Origin of the sequence: Kocuria sp. SM24M-10, assembly GCF_001027955.1 — a bacterium.
In the GTDB taxonomy this organism is placed as follows: domain Bacteria; phylum Actinomycetota; class Actinomycetes; order Actinomycetales; family Micrococcaceae; genus Kocuria; species Kocuria oceani.
Genome location: NZ_LDNX01000012.1, coordinates 1 through 22,324 on the forward strand (window position 1 = coordinate 1; position 22,324 = coordinate 22,324).

The window sequence follows — 22,324 nt, forward strand, 5'->3', positions numbered from 1 at the left end:
ATCATCCCCCGACCGCCCCACCCCTCGCGCGGCGGGCCCGCCGTTCCGACCGACAGGGCGCCCCCGTGCGGCCCTGGCCCGTTCCGTCGTGCCGTGATCGGAGCCCCCCATGCACCGCCGTACCCTGCTCGCGACGGGCGCCGCCCTGGCGGTCGGCCCCGCCGTCGCGGCCCCCATCCCCGCCCTGGGAGCCACCACCGTGCTGAGACCGACGACCTCCCGGCGCCGGACGGACGCCTCCGTCCGGGCCCTGTGGCACAGCTGGACCGCGCTGCTGCGCCACGACGCGGCCCGCGGCTGGTGGGCCGTGCGCGCCGACGCCCAGGGCGGGGCGAACGCCTACGTCGCCGAGGGGCAGGGCTACGGCCTGATGCTCTGCGCCCAGCTCGCCCCCGCCGACCCCCGGGCGCGCACCTACGCCGAAGGGATCACCCGGTACGTCCTGGACCACCCCTCCCGCATCGACCCCGGACTGCACGCCGCCGAGCAGGACCACCGGATGGTCACCCAGCACGGCGGGGACAGCGCCACCGACGGGGACCTGGACATCGCCATGGGCTGGCTGATGGCCCACCGGCGGTGGGGGTCCGCCGGCACCTACGACTACCTCCGGCTGGCCCGGGACCGGATCGCCGCCGTGAAGCGCTCCCTGGTCTCGCCCACCACCGGGCTGCTCGAGCTCGGCGACTGGTCCCACGGGGCCTGGCAGAACGTCTCCCGCCCCAGCGACTGGATGATCGGGCACTTCGGGGCGTTCCACCGCGCCACCGGCGACGCGAGCTGGGGCACCGTCTGGGCCCGGCACCTGGTGGCGATCCGACGGCTGCAGTCGGTGCACGCGCCCCGGACCGGCCTGCTGCCCGACTTCACGGTCGGCCCGCCGGCGAGCATCGCCCCGGCACCGGCCCACACCCTGGAGTCCGCCCACGACGGGCACTGCTACTACAACTCCTGCCGCCTCCCGCTGCGGCTCGGCTCGTCCCGGCATCCCGAGGCGCGCGCCGCCGCGGCCCGCATCTCCCGCTGGGCCAGGACGAAGTGCGGAGGCGACCCCGCCCGCCTGCCCACCGGCTACACCCTGGGCGGGGCCACCCTGCCCGGCGGGGCCTACCAGGACCTGGCCTTCATCGCGCCCCTGGCGGTCGGCGCCCGCTGGGGCGGGGACCAGGCGTGGCTCGACGCCCTGTGGCGTCACCTGGCCGCCCGCACCCAGCTCAACGGCTACTACGCGAGCTCCCTGCAGCTGCTGTCCATGGTGCAGGTCTCCGGCACCTACGCCCTGAGCCCCTGACCGGGCGGGCGGACCCGGACGCCGGGCTCAGGACTCCGCCTGCCCCTGCCGCCAGTAGCCCATGAAGGAGACGTTGTCCTTGGGGATGCCCGCGGCGTCCACGCACAGCCGGCGCAGCGCCTTGACCGTGCCGGACTCCCCGGCGAGGAAGACGTAGGGGACGTCGGGGTGCCCGGGAGCCGCCACCGACCACGCCCGGGGCTCCTCGGGCCGCTCGCCGACCCGCAGCGGCACCGGCGCGTGCTCCCCGCGCTGCGGGCGCCGGCCCGCCAGGACGTCGTCCACGGCCCCGCCGGGCAGCCCCAGCAGGCGCGCGAGCCGCGTGGCGGCCCGGTGCCCGTGCCCCGCGGGGGCCCCGCGGCCGGCGCGGGGCAGGACGTGCAGGCGCACGTCGGGCAGCTCGGCGGCCAGCCGGTGGGCCGCCACGTCGTCGTGGTGCGGCACCTCCAGCACCACGTCGAGACGGGGGCGGGAGCCGTCGGCGGCGGCCGCGCCCGGGAACTCCTCGGCGAACTTCTCGGCGAACTCCTCGGCCACGGACATCAGGGCCGGCGCCGCGGTCTCGTCCCCCACGGCCAGCACGCGCCGCGCGACGCCGTGGTCCCAGGCCGCCCACGGCCGCTCCTGGGGGCCGGGGCCCAGCAGGTAGACGCGCTCGCCGGGGGCTGCGGCCGCCGCCCACCGGCTGCCGGGCCCGTCCTGGCCGTGCCCGTCGTGCACCACGACGTCGATCACCAGCTCCGGCACCACGATCCCGCAGAAGGTGGTGCGCCGGACGCCGCGCACGGTGTAGGTGCGCATCCAGCCGCGCTCCTCGGCGGGGCGGGCGAACCAGCCCTCGCGCAGGCCCAGGGAGAGGTCCGCCCGCTCGGGTGCCCGGCCGGGCGGCGGGACGAGCAGCTTGATGTACGCGTCCCGGCACCGGGTCAGGTCCCCGGCCCCGAGCAGGGCGGGGGAGAGGCCGGCGAGCTCCGGGCCCGCCAGGGTGATGCGGCGGAAGGACGGGCACAGCTGCGTCACGGACGTCACGGCGGCCTCGACGCAGAGCACAGGGGCGGCGGGGGCGGTCCCCGGGATGCTGGTGACGGTCACGACAGGTTCCTCACGGTCTCGGCGGCGGGACGGGCGCCCGCCGCGGGGGTCGGGTCCAGGGCCACGGCGGGCGGAGCGGGGTGGGCGCCCTCCCGGGCCCGCCCGCGGGGCAGGACGACGGGGCGCCCGCCCACGGGGTCGGGCACCACGTCGGCGCGCAGCCCGAAGACCTCGGCCAGCAGCTCCGGGGTGAGCACCTCGGCCGGCGGCCCCACGGCCACGATCCGGCCCGCGGCCATCGCCACGAGCCGGTCGGCCACGCGGGCGGCCAGGTTGAGCTCGTGCAGGACGGCCACCACGGTGGCCCGGCCCCGGCGCGGCCCCTCCGGGTGCTCGAGCCCGCGCAGCATGTCCAGCAGGTCCACCTGGTGGGCCAGGTCGAGGTAGGAGGTGGGCTCGTCGAGCAGCATGGTGCGGGCCCGCTGGGCCAGGGTGAGGGCGATCCAGACCCGCTGGCGTTGCCCGCCGGAGAGCTCCTCCACGGGGCGCCCGGCGAGCTCGGTGAGCTCCGTGAGCTCCATGGCCCGCGCCACGGCCGCGTCGTCGTCGGGGGAGGGGGCGCCCCACCAGCGGCGGTGCGGGTGCCGCCCGCGCTCCACGAGCTCGGCGACGGTCAGCCCCTCCGGCACCACCGGGGACTGCGGCAGGAGGCTGACGGAGCGGGCGTACTGGCGGGAGTGCCACTCGCGCACCCCGCGGCCGTCGGCCTCGAGGGTCCCGGCCAGCGGCCTGAGCTGCCGGGACAGGCCCTTGAGCAGCGTCGTCTTGCCGCACCCGTTGGCGCCGATGAGCACGGTGGTGCCGCCGTGCGGGATGTCCAGGTCGACCTCCCGCACCACGGTGCGGTCGTCGTAGCCCAGGGACAGCCTGCGCATCCGGAACGCCGGGACCTCGCCCTCCGGGTCCGCCACGGCGTGCAGATCGGGTGTCATGCGGTACCTCCTCTCCGCTGCCGTACGAGCAGCCACAGCATCACGGGGGCGCCCACGGCCCCGGTGACCACACCGGCCGGCAGCTGCGTGCCCGCCAGCAGGTCGGAGCCGAGCGAGTCGGCGACCACCACGACCACCGCGCCCACCAGGGCGCAGGCCAGGATCGAGGTCCGGCCGCGGGTCAGGGCGGTGGCCACCGGGGTGGACATCAGGGCCACGAAGGCCAGCGGGCCGGTGGCGGCCGTCGCGGCGGCGGCCAGCAGCACGCCCAGGCCCAGGGCGAGGGCCCGGCTGCGGCCCGGGTGCGCGCCCAGTCCCGCGGCGAGCTCGGGGCCGAGCTCGGCGGGCTCGAGGGCCCGGTGCACGGCCACGGCCGCGGGCACCGCCAGCAGCAGGCAGGCGCCGAGCACGGTGATCCGCTCCCACGTGGCGGCGCTCAGGGACCCCGCGGTCCACACCGCGGCGTCCTGGGCGGAGTTCAGGGCCAGCCGCGTCAGCATGGCGGCGGTGACCGCCTGGGCCAGGGCGGCCACGCCGATCCCGGCGAGCAGGAACCGTTCGCCCACGATCCCGCCGCCGCGCAGGCGCACCGAGGCGGTGGCGATCAGGGCGGCGGCGAGCAGCGCCCCGGCCAGCGCCGTCCAGGACACGGCGGTGCCGCGCAGGCCCCACAGCGCCGTGCCCGCCACGGCGCCCGCGGCCGCCCCGTAGGTGATGCCCAGGATGTCGGGGCTGGCCAGCGGATTGCGCAGCACCCGGCGGAACAGCGCCCCGGAGCAGCCGAGGGCGGTCCCCGCCAGGGCGCCCAGCACCGCGCGCGGCAGCTTCTCCTGCAGGACGATGAAGCTCGCCCCGGGGATCTGCTCGCCTGCGAGGATCGCGAAGAAGTCGGGGATCGTCACCGTGTAGCGCCCCAGCAGCACCCGCACGGCCAGGGCCGCCAGCAGGGCGAGGGCGAGCAGGGCCACGGCGCGGCGGGTCCGCCGGGCGCGGGTGCGGCGGACCGCCCGCAGCGCCTCGGCGGCCCCGGTCCCCTCCGGGGCGGCGGGGGCCAGCACGGTGCCGGTCACAGGGTCACGCTCCGTCCCCGGCGCAGCAGCGCCAGCAGCACGGGCACGCCGAGGACCACCGTGGTGATGCCCACGTGGATCTCCTGCGGCGGGGTGAGCACGCGCCCCAGGACGTCGGCCAGCAGCAGCAGCGCCGGCCCGAGCACCGCGCTGAGCAGCACGATCCAGCGGTAGTCGCCGCCCAGGAGGCGGCGCACGGCGTGCGGGACGAGCAGGCCCACGAAGGCGATGGGCCCGGCCAGGGCGGTCGCGGAGCCCGAGAGCAGGACCACGCCCACGAAGACCAGCACGCGCTGCAGGCCCAGGTCCACACCGAGGCCGCGCGCGAGCTCGTCGCCCAGGGCCATGGCGTTGAGCCCGGAGGAGCCGCCCAGCACGAGCAGCACGCCGAGGAGCACGAGGGGGGCCACGGCGGTGAGGTCGGTGCTCTCGGCGCGGGCGACCGAGCCGATGCTCCAGAACCGGAAGCGGTCCAGCACCGCCGGCTGGCTCAGCACCACGGAGGTGGTCAGCGCGGTGAAGCCGGCGCTGACCGCGGCGCCGGAGAGGACCAGGCCCGCCGGGGTGGGGGCGCCGCCGCCCAGCCGGGAGGAGCCGAAGACGAGCACGGCGGCCACGGCGGAGCCCGTGAGGGCGAGCGCGGTCAGCTGCCACGTGGCCGCCACGCCGAGCCAGCCGAGGCCGAGCACCACGGCGCAGGAGGCGCCGGCGGTCAGGCCCAGCAGCCCCGGGTCGCCCAGGGGGTTGCGGCTGACGCCCTGCATCCCGGCGCCGGCCACGGCGAGCGCCGCCCCGACGAGCACGGCGGTGAGGGTCCGCGGGATCCGGCTCTGCACCACGGCGGCGTCGATGCCCAGCCCGGCGGTGAGCTGGGACCCGCCGTCCAGCAGGGCGGCGGGCAGCCCGGCGAGCACCTGGACCACCGTGGCGGGATTCACCGAGCGGGCGCCCCAGAACAGGGACGCCGCCGCGGAGACCGCCAGGAGCAGGAGGGCGGCGAGCAGGGCGAGGCCCCGGCGCCGCTGGGCGGCGCCGGGGATCCGGGGGGCGGCGGGGGAGGCCGTGCTGGTGCTGCTCACCGGGACCGGGGACTCACTGCCCGTCGGCGGAGGCCGCGGCCTCGGCGATGTCCGGCAGCACGTTCTCGAGCGCCCACGGGATGCTCAGCGGGGACGCCGCCGAGACCGAGAGCACCTCCTGCTGGTCGCTCTGGAGCACCAGGGCGCCGTCGGCCACCGCGGGGACGCGGCTGAGCAGGGGGTCGTTCTCGATGGCCTCGCGCACGCCCTCGTCCTCGGCCCAGCTCACGAAGACGTCCGAGGTCAGCTGGTCGGCCCGCTCCGGGGACCAGGTGATGTAGAACTCGTCCTCCTTGCCCGCGGCGGCCTCCTCGACCGCCTCGGACTGGACCATGCCGAGGGACTGGAGGAACTTGGGGCGGTTGTCCACCGCGGTGTAGGCGAAGATCTGGTCGGCCGCGGACGGGTCCAGCGTGCCGTACACGAAGGAGGTGCCCGCCAGCTCCGGGTACTCGGCGGCCGCGTCCGCGATCTGCTGCTCGACGTCCGCCACGACCTCGGCGGCCTGCTCCTCCCGGCCCAGGGCCTGGCCGATGAGCTCCGTGGAGTCCTGCCAGGACGTCCCGTAGGCCACGGCGTCCTCGGGGTAGGCCACGACGGGGGCGATCTCCGAGAGCTTGTCGTAGTCCTCCTGCGTCAGCCCGGAGTAGGCGCCCAGGATGACGTCCGGCTCCAGGGCGGCGATCGCCTCGAAGTTGATGCCGTCCGTCTCGGAGTAGGTCTCCGGGGCCTCGGCGCCGGACTCCTCGAGCGCGGCGTCGAACCAGTCCGTGGACCCGTTCTCGTTGGCGCCGAAGTCCAGGGCGGGCACCCCGACCGGGACCACGCCGAGAGCGGTCGCCACGTCGTGGTTGACCCAGGAGACCGTGGCCACGCGCTCGGGGGCCTCCTCGATCGTGGTCTCGCCGAACTCGTGTTGCACGGTGCGGGGGAACTCGCCGGTGGCGCCGGCCGCGGCGGTCGACCCGCTCCCGGACTCCCCGCCCGCCGTCCCGGTCGAGCACCCGGTGAGCAGCAGGGCCCCGGTGGTCAGCAGGGCGACCGGCGCGAGGGCGCGGCGGGCGGAGGACAGCGGGCGCGGAGCGCGGGGGAGGAGAGGGGCCACGGCCACCCTTTCGACGGACGACGGCGGGGCCGCCGGTGCGAATGCGGTTAGGGAAGGTTTGCCTAACCACCGGACACGGATCACCCTAGGGTGGAGAACTGCGAATACGCAACACGGGCATGATGTAATCGCTGCGCCGATGTGGTTAGGTAAGGCTTGCCTCACTCCGAGGCGAGCCCCCGGCCCCATCGATCCCCCTTGCGAGGAGCCCATGAACGACTTCCTGTTCACCCGTCGCACCCCGGCCCAGTACGCCGGTGCCCTGCACGGCGCCGTCGACGCGGTGGCCGTCCACCTGGCCGGCACGGAGCGCCCCCGCTCCGCCGCCACGCCCGCCGAGCTCGAGGACCTCGTCGCGCGCGTCGACCTCGACCGCCCCCTCGGGGACGTCGCCGCCGCGCTGGAGGAGACGCGCCGGCTCTACCTCGACCACGCGGTGCACTTCCACGACCCCGGCTACATAGCCCACCTCAACTGCCCGGTGGCCATCCCCGCCGTGGCCGCCGAGGCCCTCACCGCGGCCGTGAACACCGCGGTCGAGACGTGGGACCAGTCCACCACCGCGACGCTGGTGGAGCAGCGGCTCGTGGACTGGACCACCGCCCGGATCGGCTTCCCCGCGGCGGGGGAGCCGGACGGGGTGTTCACCACCGGGGGCACCCAGTCCAACCTCCAGGCCCTCTTCACCGCCCGCGAGCAGCGGCTGTCCCGCCCGCACCCGGCCCCGCGGCAGGAGCGCCTCGGGCGGCTGCGGATCGTGGCGGGCGAGCACGCGCACTTCAGCGTGGACCGGGCCGCCCACCTGCTCGGGCTGCCCGCGGACGCGGTCGTCCCCGTGCCCGCCGGCCGGGACGGGGCGCTGGACCCGGTCGCCCTCGAACGGGCCCTGCACGAGGTCGCCGTGTCCGGCGACGAGGTCGCCGCCGTGGTGGCCACCGCCGGGAGCACGGACCTCGGCGTGATCGACCCGCTGCCGGCGGTCGCGGACCTGTGCCGGGCGCACGAGGTGTGGCTGCACGTGGACGCCGCCTACGGCGGGGGCCTGCTCGTCTCGCCCACCCGGCGGCACCTGCTGGAAGGGATCGAGCGGGCCGACTCCGTGACCGTGGACTTCCACAAGTCCTGGTTCCAGCCGGTGGCCGCCTCCGCGCTGCTGCTGGCCCGGGGACGGGACCTGCGCTTCTCGACCTGGAGCGCCGAGTACCTCAACCCCCGCCACGCGGTGCGGCCCAACCTGGTGGACAAGTCCCTGCAGACCACCCGGCGCTTCGACGCGCTCAAGCTGTGGATGACCCTGCGCACCGTCGGGGCCCCGGAGCTCGGCCGGGCCCTGGACCGGGTCCTGGACCTCGCGCAGGAGGCCGGCCGGATCGTGGCGGACGCCCCCGACATGGAGCTCGTGGCCCGGCCGGTGCTCTCCACCGTCCTGTTCCGGCACCGGCCCCAGGGCACCGACGACGACGACGCAGAGCGTCTCGTCGAGCCGGTCCGGGCCGCGCTGTTCGACTCGGGGCGCGCGGTCGTGGCCTCGACCGTCGTCGGCGGCCGCCGCTGCCTGAAGTTCACCTTCCTCAACCCGGTGACCACCGCCGCGGACGTCGAGCGGGTGCTGGACCTGGTCCGCGCCGCCGCGCGGGACGCCGCGCCGCTGCCCGCCGCGGCGGGGGCGCGCTGATGGCCGCCGCGACCGGGCGCGTGCACGACCTGCTCGGCATCGGGATCGGCCCCTTCAACCTGGGCCTGGCCTGCCTCGCCGCGCCCCTGGAGGACCTCGACGCGGTGTTCCTCGACGCCCGCGAGGGCTTCGACTGGCACCCCGGACTGATGCTCGAGGACGCCACCATCCAGGTCCCGTTCCTCGCCGACCTGGTCACGCTGGCCGACCCGACCTCCCCCTGGTCGTTCCTCAACTACCTCAAGCGGACCGGGCGGCTCTACCCCTTCTACATCCGCGAGGACTTCAACCCGCTGCGCGCCGAGTACAGCGCCTACTGCCGGTGGGCGAGCGAGCGGCTGGAGAGCCTGCACTGGGGCCGCGAGGTCGTCGCCGTCGAGCGCGACGCCGCCGCGGACGCCTACACGGTCACCGCCCGCACCCGGACCGGGACGGAGCAGTGGCGGACCCGGCGCCTGGTCCTCGGCGTGGGCACCGTGCCGTGGGTGCCCGCCGGTGTCGAGCCCGGGGCCGGACCCGTCCTGCACACCAGCGACTACCTGCCCCGGCGCGAGGAGCTGCTGGGGCGGGAGAGCGTGACCGTGCTCGGCAGCGGCCAGTCCGCCGCGGAGGTCTACCGGGACCTGCTCGAGCGCGCCGGGGCGGACGGTCCCCGGGTCGACTGGATCACCCGCTCCCCACGGTTCTTCCCCATGGAGTACACCAAGCTCACCCTCGAGATGACCTCCCCCGAGTACGTCGACCACTTCCACGGCCTCGACCGGCACCGGCGGGACCGGCTCAACCGCGAGCACACGACGCTCTACAAGGGCATCAGCACGGACCTCGTCAACGGAATCCACGAGCTGCTCTACCGCCGCTCGGTGCACGGGCACCCGGCGGGGCTGCTCACCACGAACACCTCCCTGACGGGCGCCCGGTGGGACGCCGCGGCCGGGACGGTGGAGCTGGCGCTGCGCGACGACGAGCTCGAGCGCTGTTGGCAGCATACCACCGGCGCCCTGGTGCTCGCCACCGGCTACCGCCCCGAGGTCCCGGCCTTCCTGGACCCGGTGCGCGAGGAGATCGCCTGGGACGCCGCCGGGCGCTACGACGTCTCCCGCGACTACGCGATCGACCGGGAGCGGAGCCGGATCTGGGTGCAGAACGCCGAGGTGCACACCCACGGCCTGACCGCCCCCGACCTCGGCATGGGCGCCTACCGCAACAGCGTGATCCTCCGGGCCGTGACGGGCCGGGAGGTCTATCCGGTCGAGCCCGCCATCGCCTTCCAGACCTTCGGCATTCCCCAGGAGACCGCATGAGCACCCCGCACCCCGCCCCCGTCGAGCGCTTCGCCACCCCCGGCGGCGTCCTCACCCTCGAGCCGCTGGTGCTGGACGGACCCATCGTGGAGCTCCTCCACGCGTGGCTGACCCACCCCCGGTCCCGCTTCTGGGGCCTGCTCGACGCCGACCCCGCCACCGTCCGGGGCGCCTTCGAGGCCGTCGCGGCCCACCCCCGCTGCGAGGCCCGGCTGGCCCGCCTCGACGGGGTCCCGCTGGGCGTCGTGGAGACCTACGACCCCGCCGAGGTGCTCCTCGCCGGCCGCTACGCCCACCGCGCCGGCGACGTGGGGATGCACCTGCTCCTCGCCCCGGCCCGGACCCCGGTGCCCGGCACGAGCGCCGCCCTGATGGCCGCCACGCTGCGCGGGCTGTTCGAGCGGCCCGGGACCCGGCGCGTCGTCGTCGAGCCCGACGTCCGCAACGAGGCCGTGCACCGGCTCAACGCCCGGGCGGGCTTCGAGGTCCACGGGCCCCTGCCGCTGCCGGAGAAGACGGCGCTGCTCAGCACCTGCACCCGGGAGCAGTTCGAGGCCTCGGAGCTGGCGGGGTCCGCCCGCCCGGTCCCGGCCGCCGCCGGCCCCGCCGGCCCCGCCGAGGCCGGCCACCTGGGCCTGCACCCGATGCGCGTCGCCCACCGCCACCTGTGCTGCAAGGCCCTGGCCGAGTTCGCCCACGAGCGGCTGGTGCACCCCGAGCCGGTCGGCGAGGACGCCTTCGAGGTCCGGGCCGGGGCCGCCCGCTACCGGTTCCGGGCGCGGCGCACCCCGCTGGAGCACTGGGTGCTCGACGAGGGCTCGCTGCGCCGCACGGTGGCCGGCGTCGCCGCCGAGCCCGACGCCCAGGCCCTGGTCACCGAGCTCGCCCCGCAGCTGGGCATCCCCGCGCACCTGCTGGCCACCTACCTCGAGGAGATCGCGAGCACCCTCGCCTCCGCGGCCTACAAGCTGGTGCACCGCACCCGCCCGGCATCGGCGCTGGCGGACGCCGGCTTCCAGGAGGTCGAGGCCGCCATGACCGAGGGGCACCCCGGCTTCGTGGCCAACAACGGGCGGATCGGCCTGGGCGTCACCGAGCACGACCGGTACGCCCCCGAGGCGGCCCGGCCCGTGCACCTCGTGTGGGTGGCCGCGCGCCGCCCGCTCAGCCGCCTCGACACCGGGCGCGGCCTCGACGAGGACGCCCTGTACGCCGCGGAGCTGGACACCGGGACCCGCGCACGCTTCCGGGCCCGGCTGACCGGGCTGGGCCTGGACCCACGGGACTACCGCTTCCTGCCGGTGCACCCCCACCAGTGGGAGCACCGCGTCACCGTGACCTTCGCCCCCGACCTCGCCCGCCGGGACCTCGTGCTGCTGGGGGAGGGCGGGGACGCGCACCGCGCCCAGCAGTCCGTGCGCACCTTCTTCAACTCGACCCGCCCCGAGCGGCACTACGTGAAGACGGCCCTGGCCGTGCAGAACATGGGCTTCCTGCGCGGGCTCTCCCCCCGGTACATGCGCGACACCCCCGCGATCAACGACTGGGTGGCCGACCTCGTGGCCGCCGACCCGGTGCTGGCCCGCACCGGGTTCTCGGTCCTGCGCGAGGTCGCGGCGATCGGCTACACCGGGGACGCCTACCACCGCGCGGCCGCCTCGGGCCACGGGGAGGAGGGCCCGCACACCAAGATGCTCGCGGCGCTGTGGCGGGAGAGCCCCGTGGCGCGCACCGGACCGGGGGAGCGGCTGGCGACCCTCGCCTCCCTGCTGCACGTGGACGCCCTGGGCACCCCGCTCGTCTCCGTGCACGTGCGGGCCTCCGGGCTGAGCGCCGAGGAGTGGGTCCGGCGGCTGCTGGACGCCTACCTCGCCCCGGTCGCCCGGTGCCTGCTCGCCCACGACCTCGTGTTCATGCCCCACGGCGAGAACGTGGTCCTCGTGCTGCACGAGCACGTCCCGCGGCGGGCGATCATGAAGGACATCGGCGAGGAGGTCGCCGTCGTCACCGACCGTCCCCTGCCGGAGGGCCTCGACCGGATCCGGCACGTCGTGGACCCCGCGACCGCGGCCCTGTCCGTGCACACCGACGTGTTCGACGGCGTGCTGCGCCACCTGGCGGGCCTGCTCGAGGCCGACGGGCTGCTGGCGGCCGGCGCGTTCTGGGACCTGGCGGCGCGGTGCCTGCACGAGGTGGCCGAGGCCGATCCGGCCGGTGCGGCGCGGGTGCCGCTCTTCGCGCCCCGCTTCGAGCACTCCTGCCTCAACCGGCTGCAGCTGCTCAACACCCTGCAGATGGTCGACCTCACGGACCAGGCCGCGTCCCTGCAGTACGCCGGGACGCTGGAGAACCCGGTGGCGGCCCGGGTGCCCGCCCGCTGACCCGGCCGTTCCGTCCGCCCCGTCCCTGCGGGGCGGACGGAACGAGGGGCTCAGGCCGCGTCGCGGGCGTCGAGCTCGTGCACGACCTCCTGGAGCCGGTCGGTGGTGCAGGGGTGGGGGCCCTCCGGTCCGGTCAGGTACTCCCGGTCGAGCTGGCGGCAGATCCTGGAGTGCAGCACCTGCAGCTCGCCCATGCTCAGGGCGGCCAGGGCGGCCGGGAAGGTCTCGTCCGGCCCCAGGCAGGAGCAGGGCCGGCCCTGCGGGGACGGGGCGGGGCTGTGGCTGTGCTGGGTCACGGTGGGTGCGCTCATGGTGATGTCCTTCGCGGGAAGTGCGGTGCAGATGTGTGGAGCAGGGGCCGCACCCGAGGGGACGCGGTAATGGTCACGGTGGTGGTCACGGTGCGGGTCGCAGTGCGGGGAAGGCGGCGGTGCCCGGTCCGGCGGCCCGTTCATCGGGGAAGGACGGGCCATGCGGAGGGGCACCGGGCGGGGCGCGCGGGACGAGGGCGCAGGGAAGGCGGTCCGGGATCTCCTGGTGTGCAGCCGTCACGGGGAAAGGCCGTGTGCTCGACCTGCTCCCACCGTAGGCGAGACCTCCGGTATTGACCATCCCGGCGCCGGCCGCCCGTGGGTGCCCGACGGCGACTCGGGGCGGGTGCGGTCCGCGGGTCCCCATGCCCCGGCCGCAGGCGCCGCCGGTCCGTGCGCGTCCCGGCCGGAGCGTGTATGCTTCATCGGTTGTCGCATTTCGCGTTCTCGCCGGTCCGGCTGTCCGCCCCTCCGGGCGCAGCAGGTCTTCCGGACGACGTCCACGGCACGCAGCGCAGCGCCCGAGTGCCCCGGACACGGGGGACGCGCCGTGGTCCCGGACGACGGGCCGCACCCGACGAGCGGCAGGGCGCAGCGGTCCGGCGCCGCCGAGGGCGTCGGCCGCAGCACCCCCGTGGACCGCTCGACGGGCGGGGTCGGGCCCGTCCCGGCGACCGGCTCCAACGGTGCCGCTCACTCGAGCGGCACCGGCCCACGGAGCTCGACACCCAGCACGGCACCCAGGCCGCGGACGTCGCCGTCCTCACCCGGGGCCGCACTGATCTCCTGAGCTCTCCGGCGCCCGGGCACGGCACGGGGCCGGACCCGTCATCGGGCACACCGCGCGCTTCCGGGGCGCGGTCCCGCGTCCGGGACGCCCGCCCGTGGCACCGCCCCCGGTGGTGCGGTGCCCGGGCTCCAGCACTGCCACGGCACCCCCGGAGGTGCCCTGCCCCCGGCAGCGCCCTGTGCTCCGCAGCGTCCGGCAACCCGCTGCGTCCTGCACCCGGCCGGCCGCACGGCCCGCCCGGGCGGCTCCTCGGACCGACCGGCGGCGCCGGCCCGTCCGTTCCTCACCGGCGACCAGCACGGTCGCCGCCCCCGATTCTCGAAAGTTCTCATCATGAAACACACCATGTCCGTCCTGGTCCAGGTGGACCTCGACGCCACCCACGTCCGCGTCCTCGTCACGGGATGCCTCACGGAGGCCAACCAGCACGTGCTCCACCCCGTGATCGGCCGCGCCCGCACGCTCGGCGCCGCCGTGCACGTCGACCTGGACTCCGTCCGGCACCTGCAGCCCGCCGCGGCGACGCAGCTGCGCGCGGCCGTCGACCACGAGGGGGCCTCGCCCGGCCTCGGGGCCGTGCGCATCAGCGTCCCCACCGGGCCCCGCACCCATCCGCTGGGGGAGCTGCCGGTCCGACCGCTCCCGGACTCCGCGCCCCTCCCCGCCCTGGCCGCCTGAACCGCACCCGGCGGCCACCGGCTCCCGTCCGCACCCCGTTGCCGGAGCCGGCGGCGCCCTCGGTCGAAGGGGCACCGTCCTGCGCCGGGTGGGCCAGGGCGCCGCGGGGCGTCGGGGAGTGGCAATTCCGCGGGTCCTGGCGCAGGATTGAGCGGTGCCCGACGACCGTTCCGCCACCGCCGCCGACCCCGCTGCCGCCCACGAACCCGTGCCGGAGCTGCTGGTCGGCCTCGTCCTCTCGCCCCAGATCGCCGGTGTCCTGCCCCGGGACCTCGCCGGCTCCCTGCTCAACCCGCTGCACGAGCGCTACCCCGGGGTGCGCTGGCGCCTGACCGCGGCCGAGGACCGGCTGGTGGTACCGCCGGCCGACGGGCTCGACCTGCTGGAGGCCGCCCGCGACCGGATGCTCGACGAGGACTGGGACCTCGTCGTCGTCCTCACGGACGTCCCGCTCAAGGACGGCCGCAGCCCGGTGCTCACGCAGCTGAGCCCCGTGCACGGCGTGGGCCTCGTCGCCGTCCCGGCCCTCGGACCGGTGCACGTGGGGCAGAAGGTCCGGCAGACCGTGGTCCGGGTGGTCGGCCACCTGCTGGGCCACGACGCCGAGGACGCGGACGACGCCGAGGCGCAGGAGGAGCTCGTCCGGCGCGCCCGGCAGCGCTCGGAGGACCTCGAGGACCGGCCGGAGGACAACGCCGTGCAGTTCACCGCCCGGGTGCTGGGCGGCAACGTGCGCCTGCTGCTGGGGATGATCCGGGCCAACCGGCCCTGGACCCTGGTGGTGCGGCTGTCCCGGCTGCTCGCCCTGGCCGCGGCCACCGGGGTGCTGACCCTGGTGGCCTCGGACCTGTGGCTGCTCGCCGCCGCCTACGGGCCGTGGCGCCTGGGGCTGCTGGGCCTGCTCTCGGTGGGTGCGGTGACCGGTGCGCTGATCGTGGGCGCCCGGCTCTGGGAGCGTCCGCGACGGCGCGCCGAGCGCGAGCAGGTGGCGCTGTTCAACCTGGCCACGGCCGCGACCGTGGCCATCGGCGTGGTCGTGTTCTACGCCGCGGTCTTCGCCCTGTCCTGGCTCGGCGCCCTGCTGCTCGTGGACGGCGACGTCTTCGCGGCGGTGATCGGCGCCCCGGCCGGGGCGGACGAGTACGGCAAGCTGGCGTGGCTGACGGCCACGCTCGCCACCGTGGGCGGGGCCCTCGGCGCCGGGCTCGAGGACGACGACGCCGTGCGCGCCGCCGCGTACACCCGCTCGGAGCCCTGAGCGCCGCGGCGCTCAGCGGCCGGACCGGCCAGCCGGCTCCTCGCGGTGGCGCCGTGCCGGGTGGGGCAGGCGGCGAGCACGCGCACGGCGGGTCCTTCCGCTCGGTGGGCGTGCTTCGGGGCTCCGTCGCGCCGCGGTCGTGCTCCAGGAGACGGCCCAGGGGGACGCAGTGCGCCGCAGCCGCGGTGATCAGTAGACTTGGTGTCCCCGGCGTGGTCCGGGAACTCTTCCCGAGAGGACACGATGACCGCCACGCAGCAGACCCCTCCCGCGCCCCGCACCCCGCGCCGGCCGCGGCTCCGGCGCAGCAACTGCCACCGCCCCGGCATCACGCGCCGCGGCCACGGCAGGGGCTACGTGTACCGGCACGCCGACGGGACCAAGGTCGAGGCGCCCGAGGAGCTCGACCGGATCCGGGGCCTGGCGATCCCCCCGGCCTGGAAGAACGTCTGGATCAGCCCGCAGCCCAACGGCCACATCCAGGCCACCGGGACGGACGACGCCGGGCGGCGCCAGTACATCTACCACCCCCGGTGGCGGGAGCTGAAGGACCGGGAGAAGTTCGACCGGGTCCTGGACTTCGGCGACACCCTGCCCCGGGCCCGGCCGGCGGTGACGCGGCTGCTGCGCGCGGAGGGACTCACGGAGGAGAAGGCGTGCGCCGCGGCCTTCCGGCTGATGGACGACGCGGCCCTGCGGATCGGCAACGAGGAGTACGCCCAGTCCAACGGCTCCTACGGAGTGACCACCCTGCTGGTGCGGCACGTGCGGGTGGACGGGGACGACGTGCACCTGGACTTCCCCGGCAAGAGCGGGCACCAGTGGTCGCTGACCCTCCGGGACGCGGACCTCGCCGCCGCGCTGGCCCCCATGCTCGAGCGGGATCCGGACGAGCCCGCCCTGGCCTACCGGGACGAGGACGGGCAGTGGGCCACCACCACCAGCGCCCGGCTCAACGACTTCGTCCGGGACCGGTGCGGACAGGACTTCACCGCCAAGGACTTCCGCACGTGGCAGGGCACGGTGAGCGCCGCCCTCGCGCTGGCCGCCCGCGCGGACACGCGCCCCAGCCAGAGCGCCCGCAAGAAAGCCGTCTCCGCGGCCATGCGGGAGGTCGCCGAGCACCTGGGGAACACCCCCACCGTGGCCCGCAGCTCCTACGTGGACCCGCGGGTGGTCGACCGCTTCCACCACGGGGAGACCATCGACGCCGACACCTACCGGGCGGCCGAGCGGAACCTGCGGTCCTTCCTGACCTGAGGCGGTTCCGCCCGCGCGTCAGCGCCGGATGCCGTACCGGAAGTACAGGACGGGCCCGACGAAGTTGATCGCGATGATCGCCGCCCACTTGCCCTTGCCGCCGTCGACCTCCTCAGTGGGGCGCAGGGCCAGGTCCGCCCAGGCGGTGGCGGCCAGTGAGACCTGCACGGAGGCCAGCGCCAGCAGCGCCGTCTGCTGCCCGGCCGTGAGGTCCTGCCACCTGGTCCTCCACCCACGGGCGCTCCTGCGGGTGGTGCTCCTGCTCGTCCCGGTGCGGGTCATGGTCGTCCTCCCGTTGGTCGGGGACGCGGTGTCCCCCTCGGCCGGCCGCTCCTGTCACGTCGGCGCCGCGGCCAGGCGCTCGACGAGCAGCGGGTGCCGAAGTATCCCGTCCCCGTGGACAGCCTCTGACGCGGGGGCGGGGCGTGGCCGGCCATGCGTGCGGCCGCCGGCGCGTTGCGCGCTGCGCTGCATCCCACGTCCACGACGACCTCCTCCGGCCGCTCGCGGCGCGGCCCCGGTCCTCATGGTGGAGCGGGCGCCGCCGGCAGTCAATGCCGCCGTCCCGGCACGGCCCGCGTGGCTTCACACACTGGTGCCGTGCCACAGGGAGCGCAGGCCACCGCGAGGCCCAGCGCACCGGCCGGGGCGGTGACGGCAGCGCCGCCCCGGTCGCGGCGACCACCCCGCTGCGGCTCCGTGTCCCAGTGTGACCGAGGAGCACGGGCGTCCGCCGCGACCGCGGCCGGGTGGCCGGTCTAGCGTGGGGGAATGACCCGGTGCCCCACCCCGTCGCAGGCCCCGCCCGGCCTCGTCCCCTGGCCGCCCGCGGCAGTGCGCGCCCAACTGCTCGCCGGCCTCACCCCCGTCCCGGACACGGGGCCGCGGTCCCCGTTCCGGGAGCCGACCGGTGCACCGCGGCCGGTGCCCCTGCTGCACTTCCCGGCGGCCGACGTCCCGGTGCCCCGGAGCCGGCCGTGACCCGGCCGCTGCCGCGCGCCGCCCGGAGGCACTGGGCTGCCCTGGAGCGCACGGGCTCCCCGGCGCCGCCCGCCGCGGCTCCCGCGGCGCTCGCCGGCCTGCCCGAGCCCGCGCGCCGCTGGCTGGCCCGCGCCGTGCCGCCCGGCACTCCGGTGTGGTCGATGGCGGAGCTGCGGATGCGCGGTGAGATCCGGCTGGGCGGCAGGTGGCGCGCCTTCTCCGCGCGCCAGCTCCTGGCACCGGGGGTCGGCTTCGTGTGGGCCGCCCGCACCCGGGTCCTCGGCCTGCCGGTGACCGGCTTCGACCGCTACGGCGCCGACGAGGGCGAGCTGCGGTGGCGGCTGCTGGGGGTCGTGCCCGTGCTGTCCGCGACGGGTCCGGACATCACTCGCAGCGCCGCCGGGAGGCTCGCCGGCGAGGGCGTCCTCGTTCCGCCGGCCTGCGTGCGCGCCGCCTGGTCCGCGGGGACGGTCCCGGGCACCGCCGTCATGTCCTGGGTCCTGGACGGAACGCCCGAGGAATGCCTGGTCCGGGTCGACCCGGAGGGCCGGCTCGTGGAGCTGCGCATGCAGCGGTGGGGTGATCCGGACGGCACCGGATCCGGCCGTCACCCGTTCGGGGTCGCGCTGTCCGCGGAGAAGTCCTTCGACGGCGTGCGGGTGCCCACCGCGCTGCGCGCCGGATGGGGGTGGGGGACCGACCGGCAGGCCGAGGGGGAGTTCTTCCGGGCCCGGATCGAGGACGTCCGCTTCCGCTGAGCCCCTCGAACGGCGCCCCGGAGGGACCGCCCCGGAAGAGCCCGATCAGCGCGCCGGGTCCTGGTCGCCCAGGGGGTCACCCGATCGGTCGTCCCGGCGGTCCGGGGCCGGAGGATCCGCGGGCGCCGGGGGCATCGCCGCTTCCCGGGGCGGAGGCTCCACAGGACCCTGGTCGAGCCGGAAGGGCGGGTACTCGTCCCGCATCAGCAGGACGTAGGCCAGCACCCGGTTGACCCAGCGGTTGATGCCCACCACGAGGGCGAACAGCTCGGGGCGGTACCGGCCCGTGAAGAGCAGGATCACAGCGGCGACGAGCACGAGCAGACCGAGCAGGGACGGCCCCCAGCTGGTCGTGGTCGTGCTGCCGTCCGTCTCCGAGACGCTGGTCCACCTGCTCCCGCCCGTGAGCACGCCCAGGACCAGCAGGTGCGGGATCGCCAGCAGCCACCACTTCACGAGCACCAGGCCGCGGGACAGCCGCTCCGGATAGGCGACCTCCAGCTCCGCGGGGTAGTCCGCGCGGGCCGGCGTGAACGGCGGGTACCGGTCGGTGCCCAGCGCCGCGTACGAGTAGAACCCCACGCGCCAGCTCCACCGCAGCACCCCGGCGCAGAAGGAGAACCACGAGGGCGGGTACCGACCCGTGAACAGGACGACGATCCCCGCCGCCACCGTGGTGACCACGAGGGCGAACCACAGCACGGCCAGCACGATCAGGTGCGGGATCACCAGCAGCCACTTCACCAGCCACAGCCACCGGGACAGCCCCGTGTCGAGGAGGCCGGTCAGGCGCACCGGATACGGCGGTGCCGGTGCCCCGTCCCGGGACGGGACCCCGGCGAGGGCCGCACCCGGGCCCGTGCCGCGCGGCGGGGTGCCCGGGCCGATGTCCCGGCCGAGTCCGGCGGCGCCGAGCAGCAGCAGCGGGACGCCCGCGGCCAGGCCCACCAGACCGCCGATCAGCTGGCCGCCGGCCAGCGGGCCGAACAGGTCCGAGCGCGCCCCGACCTGCACGTCGGCCCACACGGGGCGGGTGGCGTCGGCGTTCATGACCACCAGCGTCCAGCTGCCCGAGCGCAGGTCCAGGGTGAGCTCCCGGGTGCCGGGGCCCTGGTCCGAGTCGGCCCAGAAGGTCCGGTTCCCGGGCCGGCCGGGCGCCCGCTCGCCGGGGACCCGGTCCGGGGCGTCGTCCCCGGCCTCCGTGCCGGCGCCCATCCGGGCATGGGCCACGCCGTCCAGGTACCGGTCGACGTCCTCCGAGGCGGCGACGCCCACGAAGAGCTCCTGCCCCGGGTCCACGGCCGTGACCCGGACCTGCACGCTGCCCAGCTCGTTCAGGAAGGGCACGGGGGACACCTCGGCCTCCCCGAGGTCGAGCACGGCCGGCGGTCCGACCAGGGCGTAGGTGATGGTCTGGTGCCGGTCCGGGGGCGAGCTGAGGTAGCGGCCTCCCTGCTGGGCCGAGGCGGCGGCGGCGAGGACCAGCCCGCTGACCAGCGCCGCCAGGCCCAGGGCCGTGAGAAGGGTGCCCACCACCAGCAGCACCCACTGCCCGGGCCGGGTGGGGCGCGGGCCGGGGTGCCGGCCGGCGGGAGCGGGCGGATCGGAGACGGGCTGCGCGGTCACGGGAACCCCCTGGTCGAGTGGTGGCGGGGCCGGGGACTCCCGGTCCGGTGGGCTCGGGGCGCGGCGGGACCCGCCGCGAGCGCCGCGCCGGCCCGGCGGATGCTGCCGTGCGCCGGCTCGTGGACGACCGGGGCGGTCATGGCGGGGCTCCTCTCAGTGGTCCTCCCGGCCGGGCGGCACGGGAAGGGCGCTCAGACGTGCAGGACGGCGGCTCCTGTGACCCGGTCCGCGGCCAGGTCCGCCAAGGCCCGGTCCGCGCCGCTCAACGGGTAGGGCACGGTGGTGGGACGCAGCCCCGTCCGGGCGGCCAGCCGCAGGAACTCCTCGCCGTCCTGCCGGGTGCTGGCGGTGACGCTGCGCAGCTGCCGCTCCTGGAACAGCTCGGCGGCGTAGTCGAGGGCCGGGATGTCGGTGAGGTGGATCCCGGCGACGGCGAGGGTGCCGCCGCGGTCCAGGGCACGCAGGGCCGGGGGTACGAGGGTGCCCACGGGGGCGAAGAGGATCGCCGCGTCCAGGGGCGCCGGGGGAGGCTCGTCGGCCGCTCCGACGAAGTGGGCGCCCAGTTCGCGGGCCAGCCCGCGGGCCTGCTCCGAGCGGGTCATCACGTGCACCTCTGCGCCCTGGTGCAGGGCCACCTGGGCGGCCAGGTGCGCGGACGCCCCGAACCCGTAGATGCCCAGGCGGCCTCCCGGCGGCAGCTGCGCCCGGCGCAGGGCCCGGTAGCCGATGATCCCCGCGCACAGCAGCGGGGCCGCGTGCTCGTCGTCGAACTGCTCGGGCAGCCGGTAGGCGAAGGCCTCGGGGACGAGTGTCAGCTCCGCGTAGCCGCCGTCGTGGTCCCACCCGGTGAAGCGCGGGTCCGTGCAGAGGTTCTCCTGGCCGCGGCGGCAGAACCGGCACCGCCCGCAGGTGCTGCGCAGCCACGCGACGCCCACGCGCTCGCCGGTCCGGAACCGGGAGCACCCGGGGCCCCGGCCCACGACCTCGCCGACGACCTCGTGGCCCGGGATCGTCCCGGCCCGGTGCAGGGGCAGGTCGCCCTCGGCCAGGTGCAGGTCGGTGCGGCACACGCCGCAGGTCCGGACCCGGACGAGAAGCTCCCCGGGTCCAGGCGCGGGGTCGGGGCACCGCCCGAACCGCATCGGTCCGCCGGCCACGGGGCCGGGCTCCTCGATCCACCAAGCGCGCATGGTTGCCCGTCCGTCCCCCGGCAGCCGGCCCGGCCGCAGGCCGGTTTCCTGTTCTGCTCCGAGTGTAGGAACGGATCCGCGGCCCCGGCGGGAAAGGAGGAATGTTAATGCCCGGGGCGGCGCGCGGATCCGGCGACCGGGGGTGTTCCCTTCCGGGCCGCGGGGGACGACCATGGGGGCGGAGGACCCCGGGCGCCGTCCGCGTCACGCCCGCCCGGTGGGCCCTGTCCCGGCGCGGTAGGAGAGGACGCAGACATGGCCGAGCGCATCGACCGGTGGCCCACGGGGGCGCCGTGCTGGGCGGACATCATGGTCTCCGACCTGGACCGCTCCATGGACTTCTACGCGTCCGTGCTCGGCTGGAGGTTCACGCCCTCGGACCCCGCGTACGGGGGCTACTGCAACGCCCTGGTGGACGGCGAGCCCGTGGCGGGCCTGTCCCCGGCGCTGCCGGAGACGGAGGACGACCCCCACGCCTGGGCGGTCTACCTCGCCTCCGACGACATCGTGGCGACCGGCCGGGCCGCCGTGGCCGCCGGGGCGCGCCAGCTCTTCGAGCCGATGGAGGTGGGCCGCTTCGGCACCATGGGCGTGTGGATCGATCCCACGGGGGCCGCCTTCGGGGTGTGGCAGCCGCGGGACCACACGGGCTTCAGCATCATCGGCAAGCACGGCGCCGTGGCGTGGTGCGACCTCCTGACCTCGGACCAGCAGGCCGCCGAACGGTTCTACGCGGAGGTCTTCGGCTACGACTACCAGGACATCGGGACCCGGCACGAGGCCTACGCGGTGTTCACGGTGCCGGGGATGGACCGCAGCGCGGGCGGGATCGGGGTGCCGGCCGAGGACGTCGACCACCTGCAGGAGGCGCCGCCCCTGTGGTGGGTGTGCTTCGAGGTCGACGACGCCGACACCGCCGCCGAGCGGGTGATCGGGGCCGGGGGCAGCCTGCTCGGGGAGCCGGAGGAGTTCGGCTACGGAGAGCTGGTGTTCGCCGCCGGCCCGGACGGCGAGCGCTTCGCCCTCATGGGGCCCTCCTCGGAGGACTGGGCCGAGGCGCACGACGAGGACGACGAGGACGACGAGCGGTGAGCGCGTCCCGGGCCCGCGGCGCGCCGCCGGTCCGGGAGGCGCCTCGGGCGCTGCCGCTCAGGTGCTTCGGCGGCGGGGCCGCGGTCGAGGACCGTCGGCCGGGGCGCCGGGTTCCGTCGGCTCAGAACAGGCCCACGACGGCACCCACGAACCACAGCACGGCGAACAGCAGCACCAGGCCCAGGATGGCGGCGATCGCGATCTTGCCCTTCGCGGAGTCCCCGGGGTGGTCCACGTCCAGGTCGGGGTTGTCGGGCCCGACGCCCACGCCGGCGTCGGGAGGGGTGTCGCCGGCGATGCTGCGGCCGGACTCCTCGTTCAAGGCGTCCTGGGCCTTCTCGGGGTCGTTGCGCGCCTGCTCGGGATTGATGTCGGCCACGGGGACCTGCTTTCTCGGGTCGGTCCTGCTCGGGATGTGTGTCCCAGCAGACTAGCAAGCCTGCTGGCGGTA

Annotated in this window: 19 protein-coding genes; 9 read left to right on the forward strand and 10 right to left on the reverse strand. The window is 76.2% G+C overall.

The features are described 5' to 3' along the window. The first annotated feature begins 109 nt into the window (after positions 1-109). Positions 110-1,291 (forward strand): glycosyl hydrolase family 8, encoded by a 1,182-nt coding sequence (locus tag ABL57_RS00830; protein WP_047801562.1) that lies wholly within the window; start codon positions 110-112, stop codon positions 1,289-1,291. A gap of 27 nt (positions 1,292-1,318) precedes the next feature. Here ABL57_RS00830 and ABL57_RS00835 read toward each other — a convergent pair whose 3' ends face one another. Genes ABL57_RS00835 through ABL57_RS00855 form a run of 5 tightly spaced genes read right to left on the reverse strand, consistent with a single transcriptional unit; the run spans position 1,319 to position 6,569 of the window. Then, a complete protein-coding gene (locus tag ABL57_RS00835; RefSeq protein ID WP_053004669.1) occupies positions 1,319-2,383 on the reverse strand; it encodes a siderophore-interacting protein in 1,065 nt (354 codons plus the stop codon). After that, positions 2,380-3,315 carry an ABC transporter ATP-binding protein gene (locus tag ABL57_RS00840; RefSeq protein ID WP_047801563.1) on the reverse strand — a complete coding sequence of 312 codons (936 nt, stop codon included), beginning with the start codon at positions 3,313-3,315 and terminating at the stop codon, positions 2,380-2,382. Before ABL57_RS00840 ends, ABL57_RS00835 begins: the two co-directional genes overlap by 4 nt. Continuing rightward, complete coding sequence (locus ABL57_RS00845) at positions 3,312-4,385, reverse strand: iron chelate uptake ABC transporter family permease subunit (protein WP_082157141.1); 1,074 nt, start codon at positions 4,383-4,385, stop codon at positions 3,312-3,314. Before ABL57_RS00845 ends, ABL57_RS00840 begins: the two co-directional genes overlap by 4 nt. After that, the gene (locus tag ABL57_RS00850; RefSeq protein WP_047801564.1) at positions 4,382-5,464 is read right to left on the reverse strand and encodes an iron ABC transporter permease; all 1,083 of its coding nucleotides are present in this window, start codon (positions 5,462-5,464) and stop codon (positions 4,382-4,384) included. The genes ABL57_RS00845 and ABL57_RS00850 overlap by 4 nt, the downstream gene beginning before the upstream one ends. Positions 5,465-5,477: 13 nt before the next feature. Next, complete coding sequence (locus tag ABL57_RS00855; protein ID WP_371212438.1) at positions 5,478-6,569, reverse strand: iron-siderophore ABC transporter substrate-binding protein; 1,092 nt, start codon at positions 6,567-6,569, stop codon at positions 5,478-5,480. Between the two features lie 211 nt (positions 6,570-6,780). Between ABL57_RS00855 and ABL57_RS00860 the strand changes: the two genes are divergently transcribed. The 3 genes from ABL57_RS00860 to ABL57_RS00870 are packed head-to-tail and all read left to right on the forward strand — an operon-like array spanning position 6,781 to position 11,929. Continuing rightward, a complete protein-coding gene (locus ABL57_RS00860; RefSeq protein WP_047801566.1) occupies positions 6,781-8,244 on the forward strand; it encodes a pyridoxal-dependent decarboxylase in 1,464 nt (487 codons plus the stop codon). Continuing rightward, positions 8,244-9,548: a lysine N(6)-hydroxylase/L-ornithine N(5)-oxygenase family protein gene (locus tag ABL57_RS00865; protein ID WP_047801567.1), complete on the forward strand. Its 1,305-nt coding sequence runs from the start codon at positions 8,244-8,246 to the stop codon at positions 9,546-9,548. Before ABL57_RS00860 ends, ABL57_RS00865 begins: the two co-directional genes overlap by 1 nt. Then, positions 9,545-11,929 carry a GNAT family N-acetyltransferase gene (locus tag ABL57_RS00870; RefSeq protein WP_047801568.1) on the forward strand — a complete coding sequence of 795 codons (2,385 nt, stop codon included), beginning with the start codon at positions 9,545-9,547 and terminating at the stop codon, positions 11,927-11,929. The genes ABL57_RS00865 and ABL57_RS00870 overlap by 4 nt, the downstream gene beginning before the upstream one ends. A gap of 50 nt (positions 11,930-11,979) precedes the next feature. On the opposite strand, the gene ABL57_RS00875 is transcribed toward ABL57_RS00870, so the two are convergent. Next, positions 11,980-12,240: a hypothetical protein gene (locus ABL57_RS00875; RefSeq protein WP_047801569.1), complete on the reverse strand. Its 261-nt coding sequence runs from the start codon at positions 12,238-12,240 to the stop codon at positions 11,980-11,982. 1,123 nt (positions 12,241-13,363) lie between these two features. Between ABL57_RS00875 and ABL57_RS00880 the strand changes: the two genes are divergently transcribed. The 3 genes from ABL57_RS00880 to ABL57_RS00890 all read left to right on the forward strand — a co-directional run bounded on the left by ABL57_RS00880 (position 13,364) and on the right by ABL57_RS00890 (position 16,226). Next, the gene (locus ABL57_RS00880) at positions 13,364-13,708 is read left to right on the forward strand and encodes a hypothetical protein (RefSeq protein ID WP_152683235.1); all 345 of its coding nucleotides are present in this window, start codon (positions 13,364-13,366) and stop codon (positions 13,706-13,708) included. A gap of 154 nt (positions 13,709-13,862) precedes the next feature. After that, the gene (locus ABL57_RS00885; RefSeq protein ID WP_047801571.1) at positions 13,863-14,966 is read left to right on the forward strand and encodes a hypothetical protein; all 1,104 of its coding nucleotides are present in this window, start codon (positions 13,863-13,865) and stop codon (positions 14,964-14,966) included. A 243-nt stretch (positions 14,967-15,209) separates the two neighbouring features. After that, positions 15,210-16,226 carry a DNA topoisomerase IB gene (locus tag ABL57_RS00890; protein ID WP_047801572.1) on the forward strand — a complete coding sequence of 339 codons (1,017 nt, stop codon included), beginning with the start codon at positions 15,210-15,212 and terminating at the stop codon, positions 16,224-16,226. A gap of 18 nt (positions 16,227-16,244) precedes the next feature. Here the strand turns inward: ABL57_RS00890 and ABL57_RS00895 are convergent, their stop codons facing one another. After that, complete coding sequence (locus ABL57_RS00895) at positions 16,245-16,508, reverse strand: hypothetical protein (protein WP_047801573.1); 264 nt, start codon at positions 16,506-16,508, stop codon at positions 16,245-16,247. Positions 16,509-17,203: 695 nt separating this feature from the next. Here ABL57_RS00895 and ABL57_RS00905 point away from each other — a divergent pair. Further along, positions 17,204-17,965: a DUF6544 family protein gene (locus ABL57_RS00905; protein ID WP_053004670.1), complete on the forward strand. Its 762-nt coding sequence runs from the start codon at positions 17,204-17,206 to the stop codon at positions 17,963-17,965. Positions 17,966-18,010: 45 nt separating this feature from the next. Here ABL57_RS00905 and ABL57_RS00910 read toward each other — a convergent pair whose 3' ends face one another. Then, positions 18,011-19,591, reverse strand: a complete 1,581-nt coding sequence (locus ABL57_RS00910; protein WP_053004671.1) for a DUF4389 domain-containing protein — start codon at positions 19,589-19,591, stop codon at positions 18,011-18,013. 191 nt (positions 19,592-19,782) lie between these two features. After that, on the reverse strand, positions 19,783-20,781 hold the full coding sequence (locus ABL57_RS00915) for a zinc-dependent alcohol dehydrogenase family protein (RefSeq protein ID WP_047801575.1): 999 nt from the start codon (positions 20,779-20,781) through the stop codon (positions 19,783-19,785). A 255-nt stretch (positions 20,782-21,036) separates the two neighbouring features. Between ABL57_RS00915 and ABL57_RS00920 the strand changes: the two genes are divergently transcribed. Then, positions 21,037-21,873: a VOC family protein gene (locus ABL57_RS00920; RefSeq protein WP_047801576.1), complete on the forward strand. Its 837-nt coding sequence runs from the start codon at positions 21,037-21,039 to the stop codon at positions 21,871-21,873. Between the two features lie 121 nt (positions 21,874-21,994). Here ABL57_RS00920 and ABL57_RS00925 read toward each other — a convergent pair whose 3' ends face one another. Then, on the reverse strand, positions 21,995-22,252 hold the full coding sequence (locus tag ABL57_RS00925) for a hypothetical protein (RefSeq protein ID WP_047801577.1): 258 nt from the start codon (positions 22,250-22,252) through the stop codon (positions 21,995-21,997). Between the last annotated feature and the right edge of the window lie 72 nt (positions 22,253-22,324).

Bases quoted from the DNA above. Each gene is read 5' to 3' on its own strand.
- ABL57_RS00830 (WP_047801562.1), top strand. From the start codon at position 110: ATGCACCGCCGTACCCTGCTCGCGACGGGCGCCGCCCTGGCGGTCGGC.
- ABL57_RS00840 (WP_047801563.1), bottom strand. From the start codon at position 3,315: ATGACACCCGATCTGCACGCCGTGGCGGACCCGGAGGGCGAGGTCCCG.
- ABL57_RS00860 (WP_047801566.1), top strand. From the start codon at position 6,781: ATGAACGACTTCCTGTTCACCCGTCGCACCCCGGCCCAGTACGCCGGT.
- ABL57_RS00865 (WP_047801567.1), top strand. From the start codon at position 8,244: ATGGCCGCCGCGACCGGGCGCGTGCACGACCTGCTCGGCATCGGGATC.
- ABL57_RS00870 (WP_047801568.1), top strand. From the start codon at position 9,545: ATGAGCACCCCGCACCCCGCCCCCGTCGAGCGCTTCGCCACCCCCGGC.
- ABL57_RS00875 (WP_047801569.1), bottom strand. From the start codon at position 12,240: ATGAGCGCACCCACCGTGACCCAGCACAGCCACAGCCCCGCCCCGTCC.
- ABL57_RS00880 (WP_152683235.1), top strand. From the start codon at position 13,364: ATGAAACACACCATGTCCGTCCTGGTCCAGGTGGACCTCGACGCCACC.
- ABL57_RS00890 (WP_047801572.1), top strand. From the start codon at position 15,210: ATGACCGCCACGCAGCAGACCCCTCCCGCGCCCCGCACCCCGCGCCGG.
- ABL57_RS00895 (WP_047801573.1), bottom strand. From the start codon at position 16,508: ATGACCCGCACCGGGACGAGCAGGAGCACCACCCGCAGGAGCGCCCGT.
- ABL57_RS00915 (WP_047801575.1), bottom strand. From the start codon at position 20,781: ATGCGCGCTTGGTGGATCGAGGAGCCCGGCCCCGTGGCCGGCGGACCG.
- ABL57_RS00920 (WP_047801576.1), top strand. From the start codon at position 21,037: ATGGCCGAGCGCATCGACCGGTGGCCCACGGGGGCGCCGTGCTGGGCG.